This window comes from Syntrophus buswellii, assembly GCF_046097065.1.
Taxonomy (GTDB): Bacteria; Desulfobacterota; Syntrophia; order Syntrophales; family Syntrophaceae; genus Syntrophus; species Syntrophus buswellii.
This window is the reverse complement of the sequence record NZ_CP175563.1, coordinates 1,570,249-1,588,542: the sequence shown is the minus strand read 5'-3', so window position 1 is coordinate 1,588,542 and position 18,294 is coordinate 1,570,249. Positions and strand designations below refer to the sequence as shown.

Annotated in this window: 14 protein-coding genes; 5 read left to right on the top strand and 9 right to left on the bottom strand. The window is 55.1% G+C overall.

Going from position 1 to position 18,294, the window contains the following annotated elements; genetic code table 11:
• Window positions 1-276 precede the first annotated feature (276 nt).
• Both ACJ77P_RS07110 and ACJ77P_RS07105 read left to right on the top strand, forming a co-directional pair.
• Window positions 277-2,889 carry a hypothetical protein gene (locus ACJ77P_RS07110; RefSeq protein WP_408999365.1) on the top strand — a complete coding sequence of 871 codons (2,613 nt, stop codon included), beginning with the start codon at window positions 277-279 and terminating at the stop codon, window positions 2,887-2,889.
• A gap of 48 nt (window positions 2,890-2,937) precedes the next feature.
• Window positions 2,938-3,525, top strand: a complete 588-nt coding sequence (locus tag ACJ77P_RS07105; protein ID WP_367359280.1) for a YdbL family protein — start codon at window positions 2,938-2,940, stop codon at window positions 3,523-3,525.
• A 225-nt stretch (window positions 3,526-3,750) separates the two neighbouring features.
• Here ACJ77P_RS07105 and ACJ77P_RS07100 read toward each other — a convergent pair whose 3' ends face one another.
• Together ACJ77P_RS07100 and ACJ77P_RS07095 are read right to left on the bottom strand one after the other, a co-directional pair.
• Window positions 3,751-5,085, bottom strand: a complete 1,335-nt coding sequence (locus ACJ77P_RS07100; RefSeq protein ID WP_367359281.1) for a ribonuclease H-like domain-containing protein — start codon at window positions 5,083-5,085, stop codon at window positions 3,751-3,753.
• A gap of 65 nt (window positions 5,086-5,150) precedes the next feature.
• A complete protein-coding gene (locus ACJ77P_RS07095; RefSeq protein ID WP_408999364.1) occupies window positions 5,151-7,568 on the bottom strand; it encodes a DEAD/DEAH box helicase in 2,418 nt (805 codons plus the stop codon).
• Between the two features lie 238 nt (window positions 7,569-7,806).
• On the opposite strand from ACJ77P_RS07095, the gene ACJ77P_RS07090 reads away from it, so the two are divergent.
• Window positions 7,807-8,706, top strand: a complete 900-nt coding sequence (locus ACJ77P_RS07090; protein WP_367359283.1) for a peptidoglycan-binding protein — start codon at window positions 7,807-7,809, stop codon at window positions 8,704-8,706.
• A 99-nt stretch (window positions 8,707-8,805) separates the two neighbouring features.
• Here ACJ77P_RS07090 and groL read toward each other — a convergent pair whose 3' ends face one another.
• Together groL and groES are read right to left on the bottom strand one after the other, a co-directional pair.
• Window positions 8,806-10,443 (bottom strand): chaperonin GroEL, encoded by a 1,638-nt coding sequence (groL, locus tag ACJ77P_RS07085; RefSeq protein WP_367359284.1) that lies wholly within the window; start codon window positions 10,441-10,443, stop codon window positions 8,806-8,808.
• Window positions 10,444-10,481: 38 nt separating this feature from the next.
• Window positions 10,482-10,772, bottom strand: coding sequence for a co-chaperone GroES (groES, locus tag ACJ77P_RS07080; protein WP_367359285.1), 291 nt, complete (start codon window positions 10,770-10,772; stop codon window positions 10,482-10,484).
• A gap of 557 nt (window positions 10,773-11,329) precedes the next feature.
• On the opposite strand from groES, the gene ACJ77P_RS07075 reads away from it, so the two are divergent.
• Entirely contained in the window at window positions 11,330-11,758 is a 429-nt protein-coding gene (locus ACJ77P_RS07075) for an arsenate reductase ArsC (RefSeq protein ID WP_367359286.1), read from the top strand.
• Window positions 11,759-11,980: 222 nt separating this feature from the next.
• Window positions 11,981-13,354 (top strand): hypothetical protein, encoded by a 1,374-nt coding sequence (locus ACJ77P_RS07070; RefSeq protein WP_408999363.1) that lies wholly within the window; start codon window positions 11,981-11,983, stop codon window positions 13,352-13,354.
• 222 nt (window positions 13,355-13,576) lie between these two features.
• On the opposite strand, the gene ACJ77P_RS07065 is transcribed toward ACJ77P_RS07070, so the two are convergent.
• The 5 genes from ACJ77P_RS07065 to pstA form a co-directional block, all read right to left on the bottom strand.
• Window positions 13,577-13,987, bottom strand: coding sequence for a pyridoxamine 5'-phosphate oxidase family protein (locus ACJ77P_RS07065; protein WP_408999362.1), 411 nt, complete (start codon window positions 13,985-13,987; stop codon window positions 13,577-13,579).
• A gap of 192 nt (window positions 13,988-14,179) precedes the next feature.
• On the bottom strand, window positions 14,180-15,928 hold the full coding sequence (locus tag ACJ77P_RS07060; protein ID WP_408999361.1) for an ATP-binding protein: 1,749 nt from the start codon (window positions 15,926-15,928) through the stop codon (window positions 14,180-14,182).
• Window positions 15,925-16,623, bottom strand: a complete 699-nt coding sequence (gene phoU / locus ACJ77P_RS07055) for a phosphate signaling complex protein PhoU (RefSeq protein ID WP_367361114.1) — start codon at window positions 16,621-16,623, stop codon at window positions 15,925-15,927. Before phoU ends, ACJ77P_RS07060 begins: the two co-directional genes overlap by 4 nt.
• A 45-nt stretch (window positions 16,624-16,668) precedes the next feature.
• Window positions 16,669-17,430: a phosphate ABC transporter ATP-binding protein PstB gene (gene pstB, locus ACJ77P_RS07050; protein WP_367361115.1), complete on the bottom strand. Its 762-nt coding sequence runs from the start codon at window positions 17,428-17,430 to the stop codon at window positions 16,669-16,671.
• Window positions 17,431-17,432: 2 nt separating this feature from the next.
• Window positions 17,433-18,293 carry a phosphate ABC transporter permease PstA gene (gene pstA / locus ACJ77P_RS07045; RefSeq protein ID WP_408999360.1) on the bottom strand — a complete coding sequence of 287 codons (861 nt, stop codon included), beginning with the start codon at window positions 18,291-18,293 and terminating at the stop codon, window positions 17,433-17,435.
• Window position 18,294: the final 1 nt, after the last annotated feature.

The window sequence follows — 18,294 nt, the reverse complement described above, 5'->3', positions numbered from 1 at the left end:
GGCGTTACCCACAGCCGACCTCCCTGAGACGGCCTATTGTGAACGCCATGGGAATTTTCAGCCGGAATTCCGAGGTTTCTCCTATCATCCCGGCCATTGCCGGCATCCGGGTAGCCATCCTTTTCGAAAACCTACATATCACAACGTTCATACGCTGTGAAGCAGGACCTCCGCATAGAGGGTTGATTTTAAGGTCGCGTTGTCGGATACTGGATCACTTTTGAGGCTGGCCGAGCCCGTCTCCACCGCGCCAGCGATTCTTTTAAAGCAACGCCTATGAACAAAAAAAAGATTGCCCTACGGATTGCCGTTGTTTTCGCTGTTTTACTTGCCGTTCTGGCCGGATTGGCCGCTCTTCTCCAATCAGCCCGGGCTGTCAATACCATTGCGGGCTGGATGGAGCCGTTGACGGGCCTTTCAATGCACGTCGACGACATTTCGATTCATCCTCCTCTGAATATCCGTGTAAACGGGCTTCGCGTTCAAACCCTCCGGGACAGGGGTTACGATCTTTCTCTGGACCGGGCCGAGATCCATGCCGCTGCCTCGGCTGGACTGAACATCCAGGTGGAGAAGATCCTTCTTACCGGTCCGAAATTCACCTTTTTTCTGAAAAAGGAAAAATCGGACACGGATCCCTTTGCGGTCCTCAGGAAACTGCCACCGGTGCGTCTTCTCGAGATGAAGGACGGCGAACTGGAGCTGAAGACGGAGTCTTCCGCCTATGTCCTTCCGGGAATGGACCTGACCATCAGGGATTTCAACCCTGAGGGAGGCGGCAGGCTTTACGGCAAAAGCCGCTTTGACGTCAGGACGTCGGACATGGCCGGCCGGGGTTCCCTCGGGGTATCTCTCGACCTGTCCCGCCTGTCTCCGCGGCCTTCCGGGGCCGGATCCCTTCAACTATCCCTTGAATCCGGCTCCTTCGGGCAGCTCAAGATCACCGAAGGAAAGCTCGATACTCAGCTGGGTCTTTCCGCCGATGTCCTCCGTTTCGACGGGGCCTCTGCCGTCATCAGGAATTTCTCCCGCAGCAACGGATCGGAACGGATTTCGATACAGGACATCAAAACGAAGTTCAATCTTTCCTACAACCAGAAAACGTCCGGATTTTCCCTTACATCCTTTGAAGCGTCCGGCGCCGATGCCGGAAGCCTGAAGGGGCAGGCAACGGGGACGGTAAAGCCTGGAAGCTGGAATGCCACCCTGCGCGCCTTCAACCTGAATCTTTCCCGGATCTTTTCCCTGGTTAATCCCCTTTTGCCCGAGGATTACAGGGACTGGACGTTCCAGGGAAAGGGCACCGTTGATCTTGAGACGGAAGGCCGATGCGCCGACGGATCGGCGGTCTGGAAGGCCGCGGCCGTTATCGACCTCAGCGAGGGCGCTTTCGCCTCGGCGGACCACACGAAGGCCGGAGAGCGGATCACCGGCAGAATGGAGATGAAACTCGGATCGCCTGAAAAAAAGCGGAAAGGCCGTTTCACGGCAAAAATGACAGGCAAAGACGGCGAGATTCTCTGGGGTCAATACTACCAGGATTTCAAGGGGCAGAGGCTGGCCGTCGACTCACAGGGCTTTTTCGAAACCAAGCCCTTTTCATTGAATTCCTCCGGAACCTTCGACCTCTTTCAAACGGGGTCCTACGCATTTACGGCGGATCTTTCGCGGCGCCGCACCATTTTTTCCCTGACCGCACAGGGCGTAACCTGCCTTCGCCTGTTCGGCGCGCTGCTGCAGAATTACGTTACCCAGAACTATCCGAACCTGCAGGATTTGTCTATTGAAGGCACGCTGGACCTCAAACTGACCGCCTCGCTGTCGCCTGATCAAAAGGTGATTGAAGGCGATCTCTCGCTCCAGGATGGTGCGGCGCTCTCTCCCTCGAACGGGCTGGCGCTCAGCGGCTTAACCATCCGCCTGCCATACGACCTGGTTCTTTCAGGCCGCACCCCTGCACCGCCAGCCGGTTCCAGGCGGGGCTTTATGGCCTTTAAAGAGCTCCAAAAGGGACGCCTCACGATCGGGGAACTGCATGTTCCCGTCGTGCTCTCCGGCAACAGGTTTCTTCTTCCGGAGCCGGTCGTTGTCTCTCTCTTCGGCGGCGAGCTTGTCATTCACGGGCTGAGGGTCGATCATCTCCTTTTTCCCGACATGAACGTTGAAGCCAGCCTGTCGATCAGTCGCCTCAACCTCGGGGAGGTGATCGCTCTGGCCGCTCCCATTGCCCTGGAGGGAGATCTCAACGGGGATTTGTCCCCCATCCTCTTTCGTGAAGGGAAGTGGACCGCCGGGGGAAGTCTCGTCGCCCGGGTGTTCGGCGGACGGATCACCATCGACCATCTTTCCGCCGGCAGGATTTTCTCACCGTCCCGCTTCTTCGGCGCCGATGTGGCCTTCGACGCTATCGACCTTGAGGAGGTCACCTCGAACATCAAGATCGGCCGGATGACGGGCCTGATTCAGGGCTCATTGAAGAACTTCACGATGGAATACGGCCAGCCGTCCCGCTTCGATCTGGTCATCACGTCGGACAGAAGCCGAAAGGTGCCCCAGGCAATCAGTGTGGATGCAATCAAAAATCTTTCCATCATCAGCACCGGCTCTGAAACCATTTCCGACATTCTCAACAGCGGCTTGAACCGCTTTTTCTCCCAGTACCCCTACAGCGAAATCGGCATCCGATGCACGCTGTCAGATGATCTCTTTTCACTGAGAGGCCTGATTCGCGAAGGAGGCAAAGAATATCTCATACGAAGATCCACCTTTCGCGGCATTGACATGGTCAACCAGAATCCCGATAATTCCATCAGTTTCAAGGACATGTCGGAGCGGATGGGCCGACTGTTCCAACAGCGGCAGCAAAGTAAGGATGTGCCATCGGGGTAGAATTGTGCTATAAGAAGCCTCAACAATCTATTTCTACCAGGAGGGATTATGCAGAAGATCATCAAGGCAGCAGGCCTGATCGCAGTTTTTCTCATTGTGTCATGCGTTACGGTAAATATCTATTTTCCGGCCGCCGAAGTCCAGAAGGCGGCGGACAGGATCGTCGATGACGTCCGGACAAAGGGAAGCGAAGCGGTCCCCGAGACGCCGCCGCCGGCTCCTTCAAGCCGCCTGGACGTGATGAGCTCTTTGCTTTTTGGCACACGTCAGGCATATGCGCAAATGAATATCGATGTTTCGACTCCCGCCATCCGGGGAATAAAGGAATCGATCAAGGGCCGTTTTCCGCAGTTGAAACCCTTCTACGACAGAGGCGCAATCGGCGAGAACAACAGCGGTCTGCTCGAAGCGAAAGATACCACCGTCTTGAATCTCCAGGAGAGAGGCCAGATCAGCAGGCTGATCGACCAGGAAAATCGGGACCGTTCAGCCCTTTACAGAGAAATCGCAGCGGCCAACAAACTCGGTTCTGAATCCGTTCCACAGATCATGAAGATATTCGCCAACAGCTGGCGAAGTAAGTCCCAGTCCGGCTGGTGGGTGCAGGATGATAACGGGGTGTGGAGCAAGAGGTAGCCTTATCGGACGCAACGATCCCGGTCCTCGGGGGAACAGTGGGACTTCATTACGGGCATTGCCTGGGGCCGGCAGAGGCAACCCGGTTGATGTTCCGCCGGACCTTCTGCTCCCGGAATACGGACGGGTCGGGCTTTTTGGATCAAGACGGAACGTCTTCAGGAAAATTCAGACGAGCCGAGAGTGATGGGAAGGCAGGACATCGGGATCCTGCCTTTCGCTTTTTCAGCCATGAGATCTGCGGTAATGCTCCCTTCTGCATCGCCCTTGAAGGCGGCTATGCCGATGCAGCCAGGCCTCTTTTTCCTGTTCAGGCAATCCAGGCACTTTCTTCATCATGTTGTCCACCAGGCGAAAGGCGCTTTCAAAATCCCGTTCCCTGTGCTCAAGCCACTTGGCCAGTTCCTCCACGGCGAACAGATTTTCCGGATTATCCTTCAGGAGATCTTCCCAGATTTCAACGGCCTTTTCCCAGTGGCTGCTTCTTTTATAGATGAGGGACAGGGACTGGCGCGCCTCCAGGGTTGCCTTCTGCGGTGAAGACCGGGACAGGTTTTCCAGGAGAGAACAGGCCTCGGCCGGCCTTCCCCGATCCTGGCAGAGCCGGGCTGCGGCGCAGAAATCGGCGGATGCATAGTGCGGGGAACCGCCGTCGCTGTCGAATATCTCCGTGAGATGGACGGTCAGGGCGGCCAGCGCCGTGATATCGAGGCCATTGTGCCGGAAAACATCCAGCATCGGATAGGGATTGCTCGATCGGAGCCAGTTGAAGTAACGCAGGGGCACTTCACTCCCGGGCAGATCTCCTTCCCGGTAGAAGCCAAGGAGTTTCTCCTCCAGGGTGATCAAACGGCTGTTTTCGATCCGATGGCTGAAGAGCCGCCGGGCGGGATGGAGAAGATCCAGGTGGGGCAGGGCCGTCAGCGGGTTTTCCATCTTGTTGAGGATATAACGGGTGGCCAGGAGATTCGTATCAAAGGCCTTTCCGTTGAAGGAGATGAGATAGCGCTTCGATGAGGCGGTCTCTGCAAGAGCGGCGAGAACGGCCCGCTCCTCGGCGAAATTCCTGGCGAACAGCTGGCGGACGACAAAGCGCCCTTCCTCATCAAACCAGCCTAAGCCGACGAGAAAGGCCAGCGTTCCCGTTCCGCCGGACAGGCCGGTCGTTTCCGTATCGAGAAACAGGGCTTTTCGACTGTCAAAGGCGGACAGCCTTGCATCATCGGCCAGAAGGGCCGCGGCTTCCATGTTCAGCCGTTCCAGTTCGCTGAACTTCCGGCTTCCATGGCATTCCGTGCCTTCCCGCCTTAACTCTATCTTGAAATACGAACCCAGGCGGTTGACCTCCTCGCAGCCGCTCAGCAGGTCCTCAAGAGCCGGTCCGTTCCTCCGCTGTCGATGCGGGATGACCTTTCCGCCGGGCACAACGGGTCTGTGCAGCAGAAGGGCATCAAGCCTTTTCTGCAGCTCGTTCTTTTTCGCCTGGCGATCGGCGGGCGTAGTCCCTTCTGCCGCCTTATCTTCCCCCGTCAGGCGTCTAAGCCGCTCTTGAAGTCCCATACCGGTTTTCCCCTGCTCAATGTCCCCCAAAGCGCCTGGTTCAGAAGCTTCATTCCTCAACTGGTTCAATGTAACAGGGCCTCGTGGCTGATATTCTTCAGGATCGCCAGAGCCGCTTCCTTTCCCGCCGGACCGACCTCCAGGGTCGGGCCCACACAACTGGGACAGCCGTGGGTGCATGGGCAGCCGCCGATGAGCTGTCGGGCCGCAGCCAGGAGACGGTCATGCTCTTCATACAGAAGCTCGGAGAATCCGATGCCTCCCGGGTAGGCATCAAAGAGGAAAACGGTGGGATCGAAATCGTCCAGGCGAAGGGCCGCACGCTGCTCCGGGTGCTCCGTTCCCTGCAGGGAAGCAGAGGTAAGCGCCCGCCCGTTTCTTCCGGAAGAGAGGAAATATTCACCGCTTTTATCGCCGATGCAGGTGTCGATGTCCCGGATATCGGCCATCAGGATCATTGCCGCCAGATGGTGAAGGCTGTATGCGAGACCGGAGAGGCCGTCGAGGATCTCGGCCTGCGTAAAGGGCAGATCCCTGAGGAAATCCCGGGGGATTGTGAACCAGTAACTCGTGGTGTGCATATCCTTCTCCGGCAGGTTGACCTCGCCGTATCCCAGATTTTCCGACGTATAAAACTTGATTTTCTTGTAGCCCACCACCTTGCGCACCACCTGAACCTCTCCGTGCTCCACGGATATCGACTGTCCGCGTTTCTTACGGAACACATCGATGACCCTCACGTGGGTATAGGTCATGGCATCGGTGTAATAGTCCACATTCACCCTGCGCACATAGGCCTTTTTCCGCTCCAGATCCAGCCTGTCCACGTGATACTGCTGGGATTCCATCATGTAGATGGCTTCGTTGTGAACGGCGGTAAAGGCGCTGTCCCAGTCAACTTCGGCAATAACGACGGGATTTCCGCTGTCCGTCGAATCGATGATGACGACATTTTCCGGATTGATGGAGCGAAGGCTGACCTCGTCGGCGGGGTAGCTTTCTGCCGCCCAGTGCCATCGCCGCCCTTCCCGGTGGAGCACGCCCTTTTCCTCGAGATAATCCAGAAGCTCCGCCAGATCCTCCTTTCCGAATCGCTCCCCCGTCTCGAAAGGCAGTTCGAAGGCCGCGCTTTTGATGTGATGCAGGAGGATCAGAAGATTGTCCGGATTGATTCGGCAGTATTCCGGCGAACGGCTGAAGAAGTATTCCGGATTTTCGGCCAGAAATTGATCCATGGGGGCGCTGCGGGCGATCAGAAAGGCCAGGCTCTCTCCCTGGCGACGGCCGGCCCGGCCGGCCTGCTGCCAGGTGCTGGCGATGGAGCCTGGATAGCCCACTATGAAGCAGGCCTCCAGGTCGCCGATATCGATGCCCAGTTCGAGGGCATTGGTGCTCACGACCCCCAGGATGGTGCGATCGCGCAGGCCCGCCTCGATCCGGCGGCGAAGCTTGGGAAGATAGCCGCCCCGGTAACCGGTAACGATATCATCGCTTCCGGGAAGGGAAGAACCCTTTTTGACCTGATCCTTCAGATAACGCGTCAGAATCTCCACATTGAGGCGGCTCGTCGTAAATACGATCGTCTGAATCCCCTGGCGGATGAGATCGGAGGCGAGATGACGGGCCGGAGTGACGGCCGACTGCCGGATGCCCAGTTCCCGGTTGACGATTGGAGGATTGTACAGGACGAAGGTCTTCGCGCCGGCAGGCGCCCCGCTGGAGTCAATCAGCAGGACAGGCCGTTCGAGAATTCCTTCGGCGTGCTCCTTTGGGTTGGCCACCGTGGCCGAACAGCAGATGAACACGGGATCCTGTCCATAAAAGCGGCAGATCCGGACGAGGCGGCGAATGACGTTGGCCAGGTGAGAACCGAAGATTCCCCGGTAGACATGGAGCTCGTCAATCACCACATAGCGGAGGTTCATGAAGAGCTTCTGCCACTTGGTGTGATGGGGCAGAATGCCGGCATGAAGCATATCCGGATTGGTCACCACGACATGGCCCTGCCGTCGGATGGCCTGCCGGGCGTCGTCCGGTGTGTCGCCGTCATAGGTGAAGGTTTTGATATCCGCCTGCAGTTCGCCGATGAGCGCCGAAATTTCGTGCCTCTGGTCCTGGGCCAGGGCCTTGGTGGGAAAAAGATAGAGGGCGCGTGTTTCGGGCCGGTCCAGAATCCGCTGTAGCACAGGAAGATTGTAGCACAGGGTTTTGCCGCTGGCCGTGGGGGTGACGAGAACGCAGTCCCTCCCCTCGCGGATGGCCTCAACCGCTTCGCCCTGATGGCTGTAAAGCTGATGTATGCCGCGCTTTTCCAGCACAGACCGCAGCCGTGGATGAATCCAGCAAGGAAATGGGGCATACCTTCCCGGAGCGGCAGGCCAGTGGCGGAAGGCCGCCACATTCTCCCGGAACCGTGGGTTCCGCTCCAGGCGCTCCAGCCATTCCCTCAGCGAAAGCCTTGTGTTGTCCTCTAATCCGCTCATACCCGCACAGCTGTCCCCTTCAACCTCGTCTGCCCTCCGGCTCCCCTGCCGGTGGCCCGCCTCATCTTCTTTAAACCCATGCATCTTCTTCCGTCAAGATTCATTTTTTTCATTCTACATGCCGGAAGAAATCGGAAAAATTAACAAATTTTTTATAGATCCTCAAAGAAATTGAAAAAAAATAGAACAGTATGATAAAATTATAAGATAAATTTTGAAAAAGAAAGGAGAACCTGCCATGAGAAAAACCATTTTGTTGATGCTTCTTGCGTTTATCAGCACTCTTTTTTTACTTGCCTGCTCAGGCGATAACAAACCCGCCGAGATGGCCATGAAGGCCGCCGAGGAGGCAGTCAATACCGCCAAGGTGGAAGCGGGAAAGTACATCCCCGATGAGGTGAAACCCCTTGAAGAATCACTCGCCTCCCTGAAGGAAAAGTTCGCCAAAAAAGATTTTGCGGCGGTTGTAACGGAAGGCCAGACCCTTGCGGCTAAAGCGAAAGAAGTCATGGATTCGGCAAAGCTCAAGAAGGAAGAAATGACGGCATCCTGGACGAGCATGTCTCAGGAGCTTCCCAAAATGGTCGATATGATGCAGAGCAAGGTGGATCTCCTCTCCCAGGCCAAGAAGCTCCCCGCCGACCTGTCAACGGAAAAATTTGCCGAGGCCAAGACCGGCTTGGCCGCCTTGAAGGAAGAATGGTCCAAGGCGTTGCAGAACTTCAACGCCGGCAACGTTGCCGATGCCGTCTCCTCGGGAAAGGCCCTCAAAGATAAAGCCATCCAGATCATGGGGATCCTAGGACTGGCCATGCCTTCAGCGCCTGCACCGGGAACTCCTGCAGTGGAGTCTCCATCATCGGCAGCCCCCGCTGCCACGGCACCAGCCGCCTCAGAGCCGGAGAAAACCGCGGTGCGTGCCGAAGAGAAAAGTTTTGCAGTCGGCAGCGTTTCCTGGCTTCAGAACGCCCTCAACGAACTTGGCGCAGATCCCAAACTGGCCGTTGACGGACACATGGGCCCGGCCACACGGCAGTCCGTGATATCCTTTCAAAAATCCGCAGGCCTTGCAGCCGATGGCAAAGTCGGCCCGGCCACCGAAAAAGCTCTCAAAGAGAAGCTCGCCAAGAACAGGTAGATTCCTTATAAAAAAGCCCCCGAAACTCAATGCTTCGGGGGCTTTTTCTCCATTCTGCGGAACGATCCTTTGCCGTTCCTTTAAAAACTTCTCAGCCGCTTACATGCCCATTCCCGGATAGCCGCCTCCGGGAGGCATTCCCGGCATTCCGGCGCCCTTCTCCTCCGGCTTCTCGGCAATCATGCACTGGGTGGTCAGCATGAGGGAAGCTACGCTGGAGGCGTTCTGGAGGGCGAATCGGGTCACCTTCGTCGGGTCGATGACGCCGGCTTCGATCATGTCTTCATAAACGTCCGTCCGGGCATTGAACCCGAAGGCCCCGCTCTGCTCCTTTACCTTTTCCACGACGATTGTGCCTTCCATTCCGGCGTTGGCGGCAATCATCTTCAGGGGTTCTTCAAGGGCCTTGCGGACGATGTTGACGCCCACCTGCTCGTCGCCATCAAGCTTCAGCTCCGCCAGGACCGGAAGGGTGCGGATGTAGGCGACACCGCCACCGGGAACGATGCCTTCTTCAACGGCTGCCCGTGTGGCATTCAAGGCGTCCTCAACCCGGGCTTTCTTTTCCTTCATTTCCGTTTCCGTTGCCGCACCGACCTTGATGACCGCCACACCGCCGACGAGTTTCGCCAGCCGTTCCTGCAGCTTTTCCCGATCATAATCGGAAGTTGTTTCGTCGATCTGGGCGCGGATCTGCTTCACCCGCCCTTCCAGTGCGGCCCGTTCGCCTGCGCCGTCGATGATGGTGGTATTGTCCTTGTCGATCTGGATTCTCTTGGCGCGTCCCAGGTCTTCAAGGCGTGTGTTTTCCAGCTTATAGCCCATGTCTTCCGAAATGACCGTACCGCCCGTTAGGATGGCGATGTCTTCCAGCATCGCCTTTCGCCGGTCGCCGAATCCCGGGGCCTTGACAGCCGCCACATGAAGGGTCCCGCGGATCTTGTTGACCACCAGGGTCGCCAGGGCCTCGCCTTCGATGTCCTCGGCGATGATCAGCAGCGGTCTGCCCATCTTCGCAATCTGTTCGAGGATCGGCAGCAGGTCTTTCATGCCGCTGATCTTTTTTTCATAAATGAGAATAAGGCAGTCTTCCAGGCTGACTTCCATCTTTTCCGGGTTGGTAACAAAATAGGGGGAGAGATAACCGCGGTCGAACTGCATTCCTTCCACGATTTCCAGTTCCGTCTCGAGCCCCTTGGCCTCTTCGACGGTGATGACGCCTTCCTTGCCGACCTTTCCCATGGCTTCGGCAATGATATTGCCGATGGTTTCATCGTTGTTTGCTGAAATTGTCCCGACCTGGGCGATTTCTTTCTGGTCCTTGGTGGGTTTGCTGATGTTCTTCAATTCGGCGACAACCGCCGCAACGGCTTTTTCGATCCCGCGCTTTACATCCATGGGATTGCTGCCCGCGGCGACCGTTTTGGCGCCTTCCCGATAGATGGCCTGTGCCAGGATCGTGGCGGTCGTTGTACCATCACCGGCCACATCGCTCGTCTTGCTGGCTACTTCCCGGACCATCTGGGCGCCCATATTTTCAAATTTGTCTTCCAGCTCAATTTCCTTGGCAACGGTTACACCGTCCTTGGTGACGGTCGGTGCGCCAAAGGTTTTATCGATAATGACATTGCGGCCCTTCGGACCAAGGGTCACCTTTACGGCATCTGCCAGGGTGTTGACACCGTTCAGGATTGATTTTCGTGCTTCTTCGTCGTACTGCAGTAACTTTGCACCCATAGATATTTTTTCCTCCTTATTCGTCTATTCTTCCGAACTTATTTCTCTACGATTCCCAAAATATCGTCTTCCCTCATGATGAGATACTCTTCGCCTTCAATCTTGACCTCTGTTCCGCCATACTTGCTGAACAGTACGCGATCACCTACTTTCACATCCAGGGGAAGAAGCTTTCCGTCTTCCGTGACTTTACCCTTACCCGCAGCAACGACCTCACCCTCGATGGGTTTTTCTTTCGCTGTATCGGGAATGATGATTCCTCCCTTTGTCTTCTGCTCTTCCTCCAGCCTCTTAACAATGACTCTGTCCTGTAATGGCCTGATGTTCATGCCGAAACAATCTCCTTTCCTGTTGAATTTAAAGATATGAAAAAGAATGGGACTTCTTTTTTCCCAAAGGGTTTGGCGGTAACATAAACACGAAATCGCCCCTGTCAAGTCAGTTCAAAAAAATTTTTTCGTGGAACATGGAGTTCGAACGATCACGCTGCACATTGAGGGCGACAGCCGCCTCTACCGCTGTTTCCAGGCGCACCACGGTCATGCCCGCCCGATCCATTTTCCTTAAGTCTAAAGGGACAGTACAATTCCCGCAGCAAAACGGACAGACAACTTTGTTGATTTGATTTATCAGTCTTCCATCCCTTTGCAATCCGCAACTTGTAGTATTCATTTCCTATTCTCGGAAATATACCTTCAACAGGTCAATTTTTGCTTGACCAATAGGCAAAGAATCTGACATATCTGACATATCAAATCGTTACAGCATCAGGAGCTTCTCTTCGATATTCCGTTTTGAAATATTTCACGATTATTTAATCTATATGTCACACGAATGTTACATCTTTGTGAAATTATAGCGATCAGCTGTTGAACGAGGGAAAGAAATGCCAAAAATGAAAGTTTTATTCCTGTGCACAGGGAATTCCGCAAGAAGCCAGATGGCCGAAGCATTTCTCCGGCACTTTGCCGGTAATTTGTTCGAAGTTTTCAGCGCCGGGCTCGATCCCAGGGGAATCCATCCATTGACCACCCGGGTCATGGAAGAAATTGGGATTCCCCTCGCGAATCACTCTTCCAAATCTGTCAGCGAATACCTGGGTAAAGTCCATTTCGGCTATCTGATTACGGTATGTGCCGCTGCCGAGGATCGCTGTCCCGCCTCATTTCCCGGAATCAGCAGGCGCCTTCACTGGCCCTTTGATGACCCGGCGGCATATACGGGATCGGAAGATGAAATGCTGCAAAAATTCAGAGATGTACGGGATGAAATTTCCCGGAGAATTCAGAACTGGTTGAAGGAACAGCAGTCCTGACGCCTTTCAGGCCTTGACCTGTTTTGTAAACAAAAACAACCACGGGCAGGCTGTTATTTAGAAAGAATCCTATAATTAAGGAAAGGAGGTGGACGTCGGGGAAAAAAGAGAACCAGACTTTTTGAGACTTTGAAGGTGAAGATTTACAGGACATATAGGTGATTTTTTCAATGCCCGTTGAAAAAATCAGGACAACAATGAATTTTTTTCAGGAGGATAGTAATGAAGAAATTTTGGGTAGCTTTGATCGCCGTGGCCGTGGTCGCAGGCTTCGCCCTGAGCGCATCGGCGGCGGACGTCAAATTCAGCGGCTCCTACTACGCCACAGGTCTCTACGCGGACAACTGGGGCCTCAAGGATGATAATTCAGCAGCCGGCGTTTATGCTCAGAGGCTGCGTGTTGCAACGGCCTTCAAGATCGCCGAAGGGTTGACCTTGAACACCCGCTTTGACGCCCTCGAGGGACGTTGGGGCCAGTACGGCTATATGGGCACGGCTGTGGATCGCCAGAATGCCGACGGCAAAGATGCCGACGACAACAACATCAGCTTTGACCGCGCCTGGGTCAGCTTTGCCGTCCCCTTCGGTCAGTTTGACGTAGGTCGTCAGGCCCAGAACGAATGGGGAACCCGTTTCGCCAGCGACAGCTATGATGCGGACGCCATCCGCTTCTCCACCAAGAACGGCCCCTGGGAAGTCGGCGCATTCTTCGAGAAGCAGATTGAAGCCTACGGCGCAGGCGACTATGCCAACGTCGTGAGCGACGGCGGCGTCAACGACGGCGACCGCGACAACTACGGCGTTTATGGCAAGTACAAGTGGGACGGCGGTATTGCCGGTCTCCAGATTCAGTTCATGAACGACGCAACCGAGAACTTCGCAAATCTCAACGGCAATGGCGATTACAAAGCCAAAGTCTGGACGTTTTCGCCCTATATGCAGGGGACCTTCGGTCCTGTCTTTGTGGAAGCGGAAATCAACTATGCCTACGGCGAGGCTGAATCCGAGCTGAACTGGGATGACATGGACATCCGCGCATGGAACGCCTTTCTTCACGCCAAGGGAAATATCGGCCCCGCCTATGTCGGCGCCTTCTACGCCTATGTCTCCGGTGACGATCCCGACTCCGACAAAGAGATCGAAGGATCCAACTTCTTCGGTGCCAGCGGTTACCGCTCCGGTCTGCCCACCGGCGGCGCCAGCTTCGATCCCTGCCTGATTCTCTGGAATTCAGTAAATAACAAGTGGCTTGGAAAAAGCTCATCCAGCGCTACGAGTTTGGGTACCGATCATGAGACCGGCGCGGTCATGGAAAATGCCCACCTGTTCCAGATTTATGGCGGTTTCAAACCGATCCCCAAACTGGACGTCAAGGCCAGACTGAGCTATGCCTTTGCCGACGAGAAGCCGGACAATTACGATGATGACGAATACGGAACGGAATTCGACCTCACTGCCGCGTACAAGATTTACGACAACCTGACCTATACGGTCGGCTTCGGCTATCTCTGGGCCGGTGATATTTACAAGGGCGCCACGGACAACGATGTCGATGACACCTACCTGCTGATGCACAGACTGGATCTGAGCTTCTAAGCAAACGTCCTGCGCTTTTCAGCACACATGGCGAAACAGGCTGCGCTCTGAGGAATTGAGCTTCAGGGCGCAGTTTTTTAACTCTTCCGCCGATGGATAATCCGGAATACATCCGGCCAGGAAGGTCCCGGCGGCATCAGATCCAGAATCGCAAGATCCTTTCGCACGCCCGGCGAAGGGCAATGCCTTCGTAATATCCAGTATCCAAGCCGTACGCGCTTTCTAAACCAGAAGCTTCCCCGCCTTCGCGCCCGGTGTGACCCCGTAAATCTCTTCGATTTTCAAAATGGCGATCCCCTTGGACTTCAAGGGAAACCCGGCGGCATTGCCAAGCTCCTCGATCCATCTGGCCGTTTCCTCATACCGGCTACCGCTTGTTTCCAGGACGACGGACCCTTTTAACTGGTATCCTTCATGGCCTTCCCAGAAGGTCACGGCCACGTTCGGGTTTGCCTTCATGTTTTTGAGAGTTTTGTTAAAAAACTGATCCGAAATCAAAATCGTTTCATCGTCAAGAATCTTTTTGGCTCCCACCGGCACGGCATTCGGCTTTCCGTCGCTGTCCGCTGTCGCCAGCACAACCGTGGGGATTTTCTCAAACAATTCCTTCATTCTGTCCGTCATTCTTGCCATAGGGTCTCCTCCTTGAAATTTGATTCCGGCTTACTTTAAAATCAAGCCGCCTTTAATTCAATCACAAATCCCGGGTTTGCAAACGTTCAGAGGACCGACGGTATGATGTTCATTGGAAAAGGCAGGTTGAAAAAGGTCGCCTTGCGGGTTAGGTATCGGGAAAAGAAAGGAATCTTCCAATAAAGACTCTTATCAAGCCCTCTTGAAGAACAGGGACACGGTCGTTCCCTTACCGAGAATGCTGGCAATTTCCATCTTTCCCCCGTGAGACGCCATGAGATGCTTGACAATGGAGAGCCCGAGACCCGTTCCACCCAGCTCCCGCGAGCGTGCCTTGTCCACGCGGTAGAACCTCTCCCCGAGGCGGGGAATGTCCTGAGATGGGATGCCGATTCCGGTATCTTCAACCTGCAGAACCACCCAATCCTTCGCCCCGTCTTCACGGCAGAAAAGAGTGACTCTTCCCTCTTCCGGCGTGAATTTAACCGCGTTGTGAAGGACATTCATCAGCACCTGCACCGCCCGGTCCCGATCGGCGAGGATCCCGGGGACTGCCCCGGAGATGATCGTATCCAGGGCGATCTTTTTCTCTGCCGCCGAGGATTCCACCATGGGGAGCACCGTCCGTATCAGGGCATCCACGGAAAGAGGTTCAAGCTTCAGATTGGTTTCATTGAGCTCAATGCTGGAAAGCGTCAGGAGATCGTCCACAAGACGGCTCAGGCGCTCTGCATTGCCGGCAATGGTCCGGAGAAATTTTCTCGCCGTTTCCCTGTCGTCCAATGCCCCCGCCAGGAGTGTCTGGAGAAATCCGATAATGGCCGTAAGCGGCGTCCGGATTTCGTGGGTGACATTGGCCACAAAGTCCGTACGCATCTGTTCCAGTTTTTTCAGCCGTGTCACATCGTGAAAGACCAGCAGCGTTTTCTCCTCGCCGGCGGGAAGGCCCTGAATGTCTGAAATATTGACATCCACGATGTTCGGCTGCTTTCCGCTGAGTCGGATTTCCTCAAGAACGGGTTTCCGCTCCCGCCGGAATCGCTCAAGAGCCCTCTGGAGATCGGCGCTCATAAAGGCTTCCAGAATGGATCTCCCATGAATTTCGGAACTCCGGCGGTCCAGAATGGATTCAATTCCGCGGTTGGAGGATTCGATGCGGCCCTGAGAATCGAGCACAACAACTCCTTCCACCATGCTCGCCAGGGCGGCCTCCAGTTTTCCCTTTTCCTGATGGGCCAGCAGGATTTTTTCCCGGTATTCCTCGACCAGATAATTGATCGCCTCCGCCAGCTGCCCCAACTCATCGGAGGCTTTCACCAGGAGAGTTCCGGAAAGATCCCCCCGGCGAATGGCCTGGGTGTAATCCCGTATTTCCCGGATCGGCTGGAAGATCTTCCGGGTAAACACAAGGGCCAGCAGGAGGGTGGGCAGCAGGGCGAAACCGATTGTCCGGTAGAGGAACCCATACATGCGCTGCACGGAATCTTCCACTTCTCTCAGGGATCGGGACATTCGGACGTATCCCTTGATTCCCTTGTCGTTCCGGACAGCCAGAGCCACATACATTTCATCGTCCCGCAGCGTGGAGCTGCGCCGGACCGATTTGCCGGATCCCCTCAGCCGGGCTTCCTCAACTTCGGGGCGGTTCAAATGAATCTCCATTTGAGAGACATCCACCCGGGAATCCGCCAGGACGCCTCCACCGGCGTCAATGATCGTCACCCTGGCTCCGGCTTCCTGTGCCAGAAGACGAATGTTGCTCCTGATCTCGTCAAAAGGATGCAGTGATACGAGACGTGCCGTATGAAGAAGGCCTTCCTCGATCTGCTTCGTCTCAATGAGACGTATCTGCCGGGAGAAAAGCACGGCGACAATGGCGGCCACCAGGAGGATCACCGCACAGTAGCTGATCAGGATCCGGATAAAAAGCCGCTTCTTCACGCCATCCGCCCTTTCGGTTCCAAAGAATCATTGTGCCGGACGCTTTTTCCTGTCACCAGATAGATGACCATGTCCGCAATCCCCTCGGCATGATCCGAAATCCGCTCCAGGTTCTTGGCGATCTGCATGATGAGTAGAGCGGTCCGGATCGTTCTGGGGTCCTGTATCATGAATGTCAGGAGTTCACGGAACACCTGCTCATTCAAATTGTCGACGGTTTCATCCTCCCTGCGGACCTGATCCGCCAGATCCACGTCCTCCCGAATCAGGGAGTCCAGGCTCTGACGGATCATTTTCTGGGTGATTTCCGCCATTCGGGGAATGTCGACATAGGGCTTCAACTGAGGCTCTTCATTAAGAAGAAGGACCTTCTCGGCAATGTTGACCGCCATGTCTCCGATCCGTTCCAGATGTCCGTTGATTTTGATGGCCGTGGCGATGAAGCGCAGGTCCCGCGCTGCCGGCTGCCGCAGGGCCAGAATCCGGATGCACCGGTCTTCATTCTCCGAATCGAGCTGATCAATGGCGGCGTCGTCTGCAATGACCCTTCTGGCCAGTTCCGAATTTCTCTCCACGAGCGCCTGCAGAGCGTTCTTTATGGCGTTCTCGGCCAGCCCCCCCAGATAAAGCAATCCATCCTTCAGTTCCTGAAGCTCCTTTTCGTAGTGGGTGCTTGTATGCCGCCTGTCTCCCATGATGTATACCTCGTGATATTAAAAAGATGTCCTGTCTTGGTGTCCTTATCCAAACCGGCCCGTGATGTAGTCTTCCGTCTGCTTCTCTTCCGGGTTCGTGAAGATCTTTTCCGTGGAATTGAATTCAATCAGCCTTCCCAGATAAAAAAATCCCGTTTTCCCTGATACCCGGGCAGCCTGCTGCATGTTATGGGTTACGATGATGATCGTGTAGTTTTCTTTGAGTTCATCGATGAGTTCTTCGATCTTCGCTGTGGATATGGGATCCAGAGCGGACGTCGGCTCGTCCATGAGAACTACGTCTGGTTTCATGGCCAGAGCCCTTGCAATGCACAGGCGCTGCTGCTGACCACCGGAGAGGGTCATCGCCGAGCGGTTCAGGATGTCCTTGACCTCTTCCCACAGGACCGCCTGCCTGAGGCTCGCCTCCACCAGATCTTCGAGATCCCTTTTTTTCCTAACACCATGAAGTTTGGGTCCATAGGTGATGTTGTCAAAGATGCTTTTCGGGAACGGATTCGGCTTTTGAAAGACCATGCCGATCCGACGACGAACCTCCACCGGGTCTACATCGGCGGCGTAGATATTCCTGTCTTCAAAGATTACCTGACCCACCAGGCGAGCGCCATCGATAAGATCATTCATTCGGTTGAGCAGCCTGAGCAGCGTGGATTTTCCGCAACCTGAAGGACCGATGAGGGCCGTGACCTCATTTTTTTCAAAATTCATGGTAATGTCCGTCAGGGCTTGAAACGTACCGTAATAGAAATCGACATCCACGACATCAATAATAGAGTTATTTTTCAAATTTACCACCTCTTCCTTTTTCGCATCCGGCTGCGGATCACAATGGCAATCAGGTCGATTCCCAAAACCAGGGCAACCAGCACGAGAACGGTTCCAAACTGGAGGGGACGGGTTTCTTCAATCCGTGTGCCTGCCGTGGCCAGGACATAGATGTGATAGGGCAAGGCCATGACCTCGTCGAAAATCGACGAGGGGAGCTTCGCCGTAAAAAAAGCTGCTGCCGTAAACATGATCGGCGCCGTTTCTCCGGCGGCACGCCCGATGCCCAGAATGGAGCCGGTCAGAATACCCGGCATGGCGTTGGGCAGAACGATGCGGGAAATGGTGCGCCACTTTGAAACGCCCAATGCCAGGGATGCCTCGCGGAAGGTCTGGGGAACGGCCTTCATGGCTTCCTCGGAGGCCCCAATGATTGTGGGAAGAATCAGAAAACCCAGCGTCAGCGCCCCGGACAGGATACATGAGCCGAACTGCAGGAAGACGACAAAGAAACCAAGGCCGAACAGCCCGAACACGACGGAAGGGATGCCGGCCAGACAGTTGACCCCAAGTCGGATGGCCCGGATGATCTTTCCCTGGCGGGCGTATTCCGTAAGGTAGACCGCCGATGCGATTCCGAGGGGCAGGGCTACGAGAATAGCGCCCATCGTCAGGTAAAGCGTTCCGAGAATTGCAGGAAAAACGCCTCCCCTGGTCATGGAATCGCGCGGCGGGCTGCTCAGGAATTCCCAGTTGACGGCCTGAAAGCCGTTTTCAAAAATGTAAAAGAGGATGCCGCCAAGAGAAACCACAATGGCAAGGACACACAGTGTTGCTGTGCCCAGAAAGAGATTCTGCTTAAGATACCGCCATTTCAAGTTCATA

Coding starts and splice junctions, on each gene's coding strand:
- ACJ77P_RS07110 (WP_408999365.1), top strand. CDS start 277: ATGAACAAAAAAAAGATTGCCCTACGGATTGCCGTTGTTTTCGCTGTT.
- ACJ77P_RS07105 (WP_367359280.1), top strand. CDS start 2,938: ATGCAGAAGATCATCAAGGCAGCAGGCCTGATCGCAGTTTTTCTCATT.
- ACJ77P_RS07100 (WP_367359281.1), bottom strand. CDS start 5,085: ATGGGACTTCAAGAGCGGCTTAGACGCCTGACGGGGGAAGATAAGGCG.
- ACJ77P_RS07095 (WP_408999364.1), bottom strand. CDS start 7,568: ATGAGCGGATTAGAGGACAACACAAGGCTTTCGCTGAGGGAATGGCTG.
- ACJ77P_RS07090 (WP_367359283.1), top strand. CDS start 7,807: ATGAGAAAAACCATTTTGTTGATGCTTCTTGCGTTTATCAGCACTCTT.
- groL (WP_367359284.1), bottom strand. CDS start 10,443: ATGGGTGCAAAGTTACTGCAGTACGACGAAGAAGCACGAAAATCAATC.
- groES (WP_367359285.1), bottom strand. CDS start 10,772: ATGAACATCAGGCCATTACAGGACAGAGTCATTGTTAAGAGGCTGGAG.
- ACJ77P_RS07075 (WP_367359286.1), top strand. CDS start 11,330: ATGCCAAAAATGAAAGTTTTATTCCTGTGCACAGGGAATTCCGCAAGA.
- ACJ77P_RS07070 (WP_408999363.1), top strand. CDS start 11,981: ATGAAGAAATTTTGGGTAGCTTTGATCGCCGTGGCCGTGGTCGCAGGC.
- ACJ77P_RS07065 (WP_408999362.1), bottom strand. CDS start 13,987: ATGGCAAGAATGACGGACAGAATGAAGGAATTGTTTGAGAAAATCCCC.
- phoU (WP_367361114.1), bottom strand. CDS start 16,623: ATGGGAGACAGGCGGCATACAAGCACCCACTACGAAAAGGAGCTTCAG.
- pstA (WP_408999360.1), bottom strand. CDS start 18,293: ATGAACTTGAAATGGCGGTATCTTAAGCAGAATCTCTTTCTGGGCACA.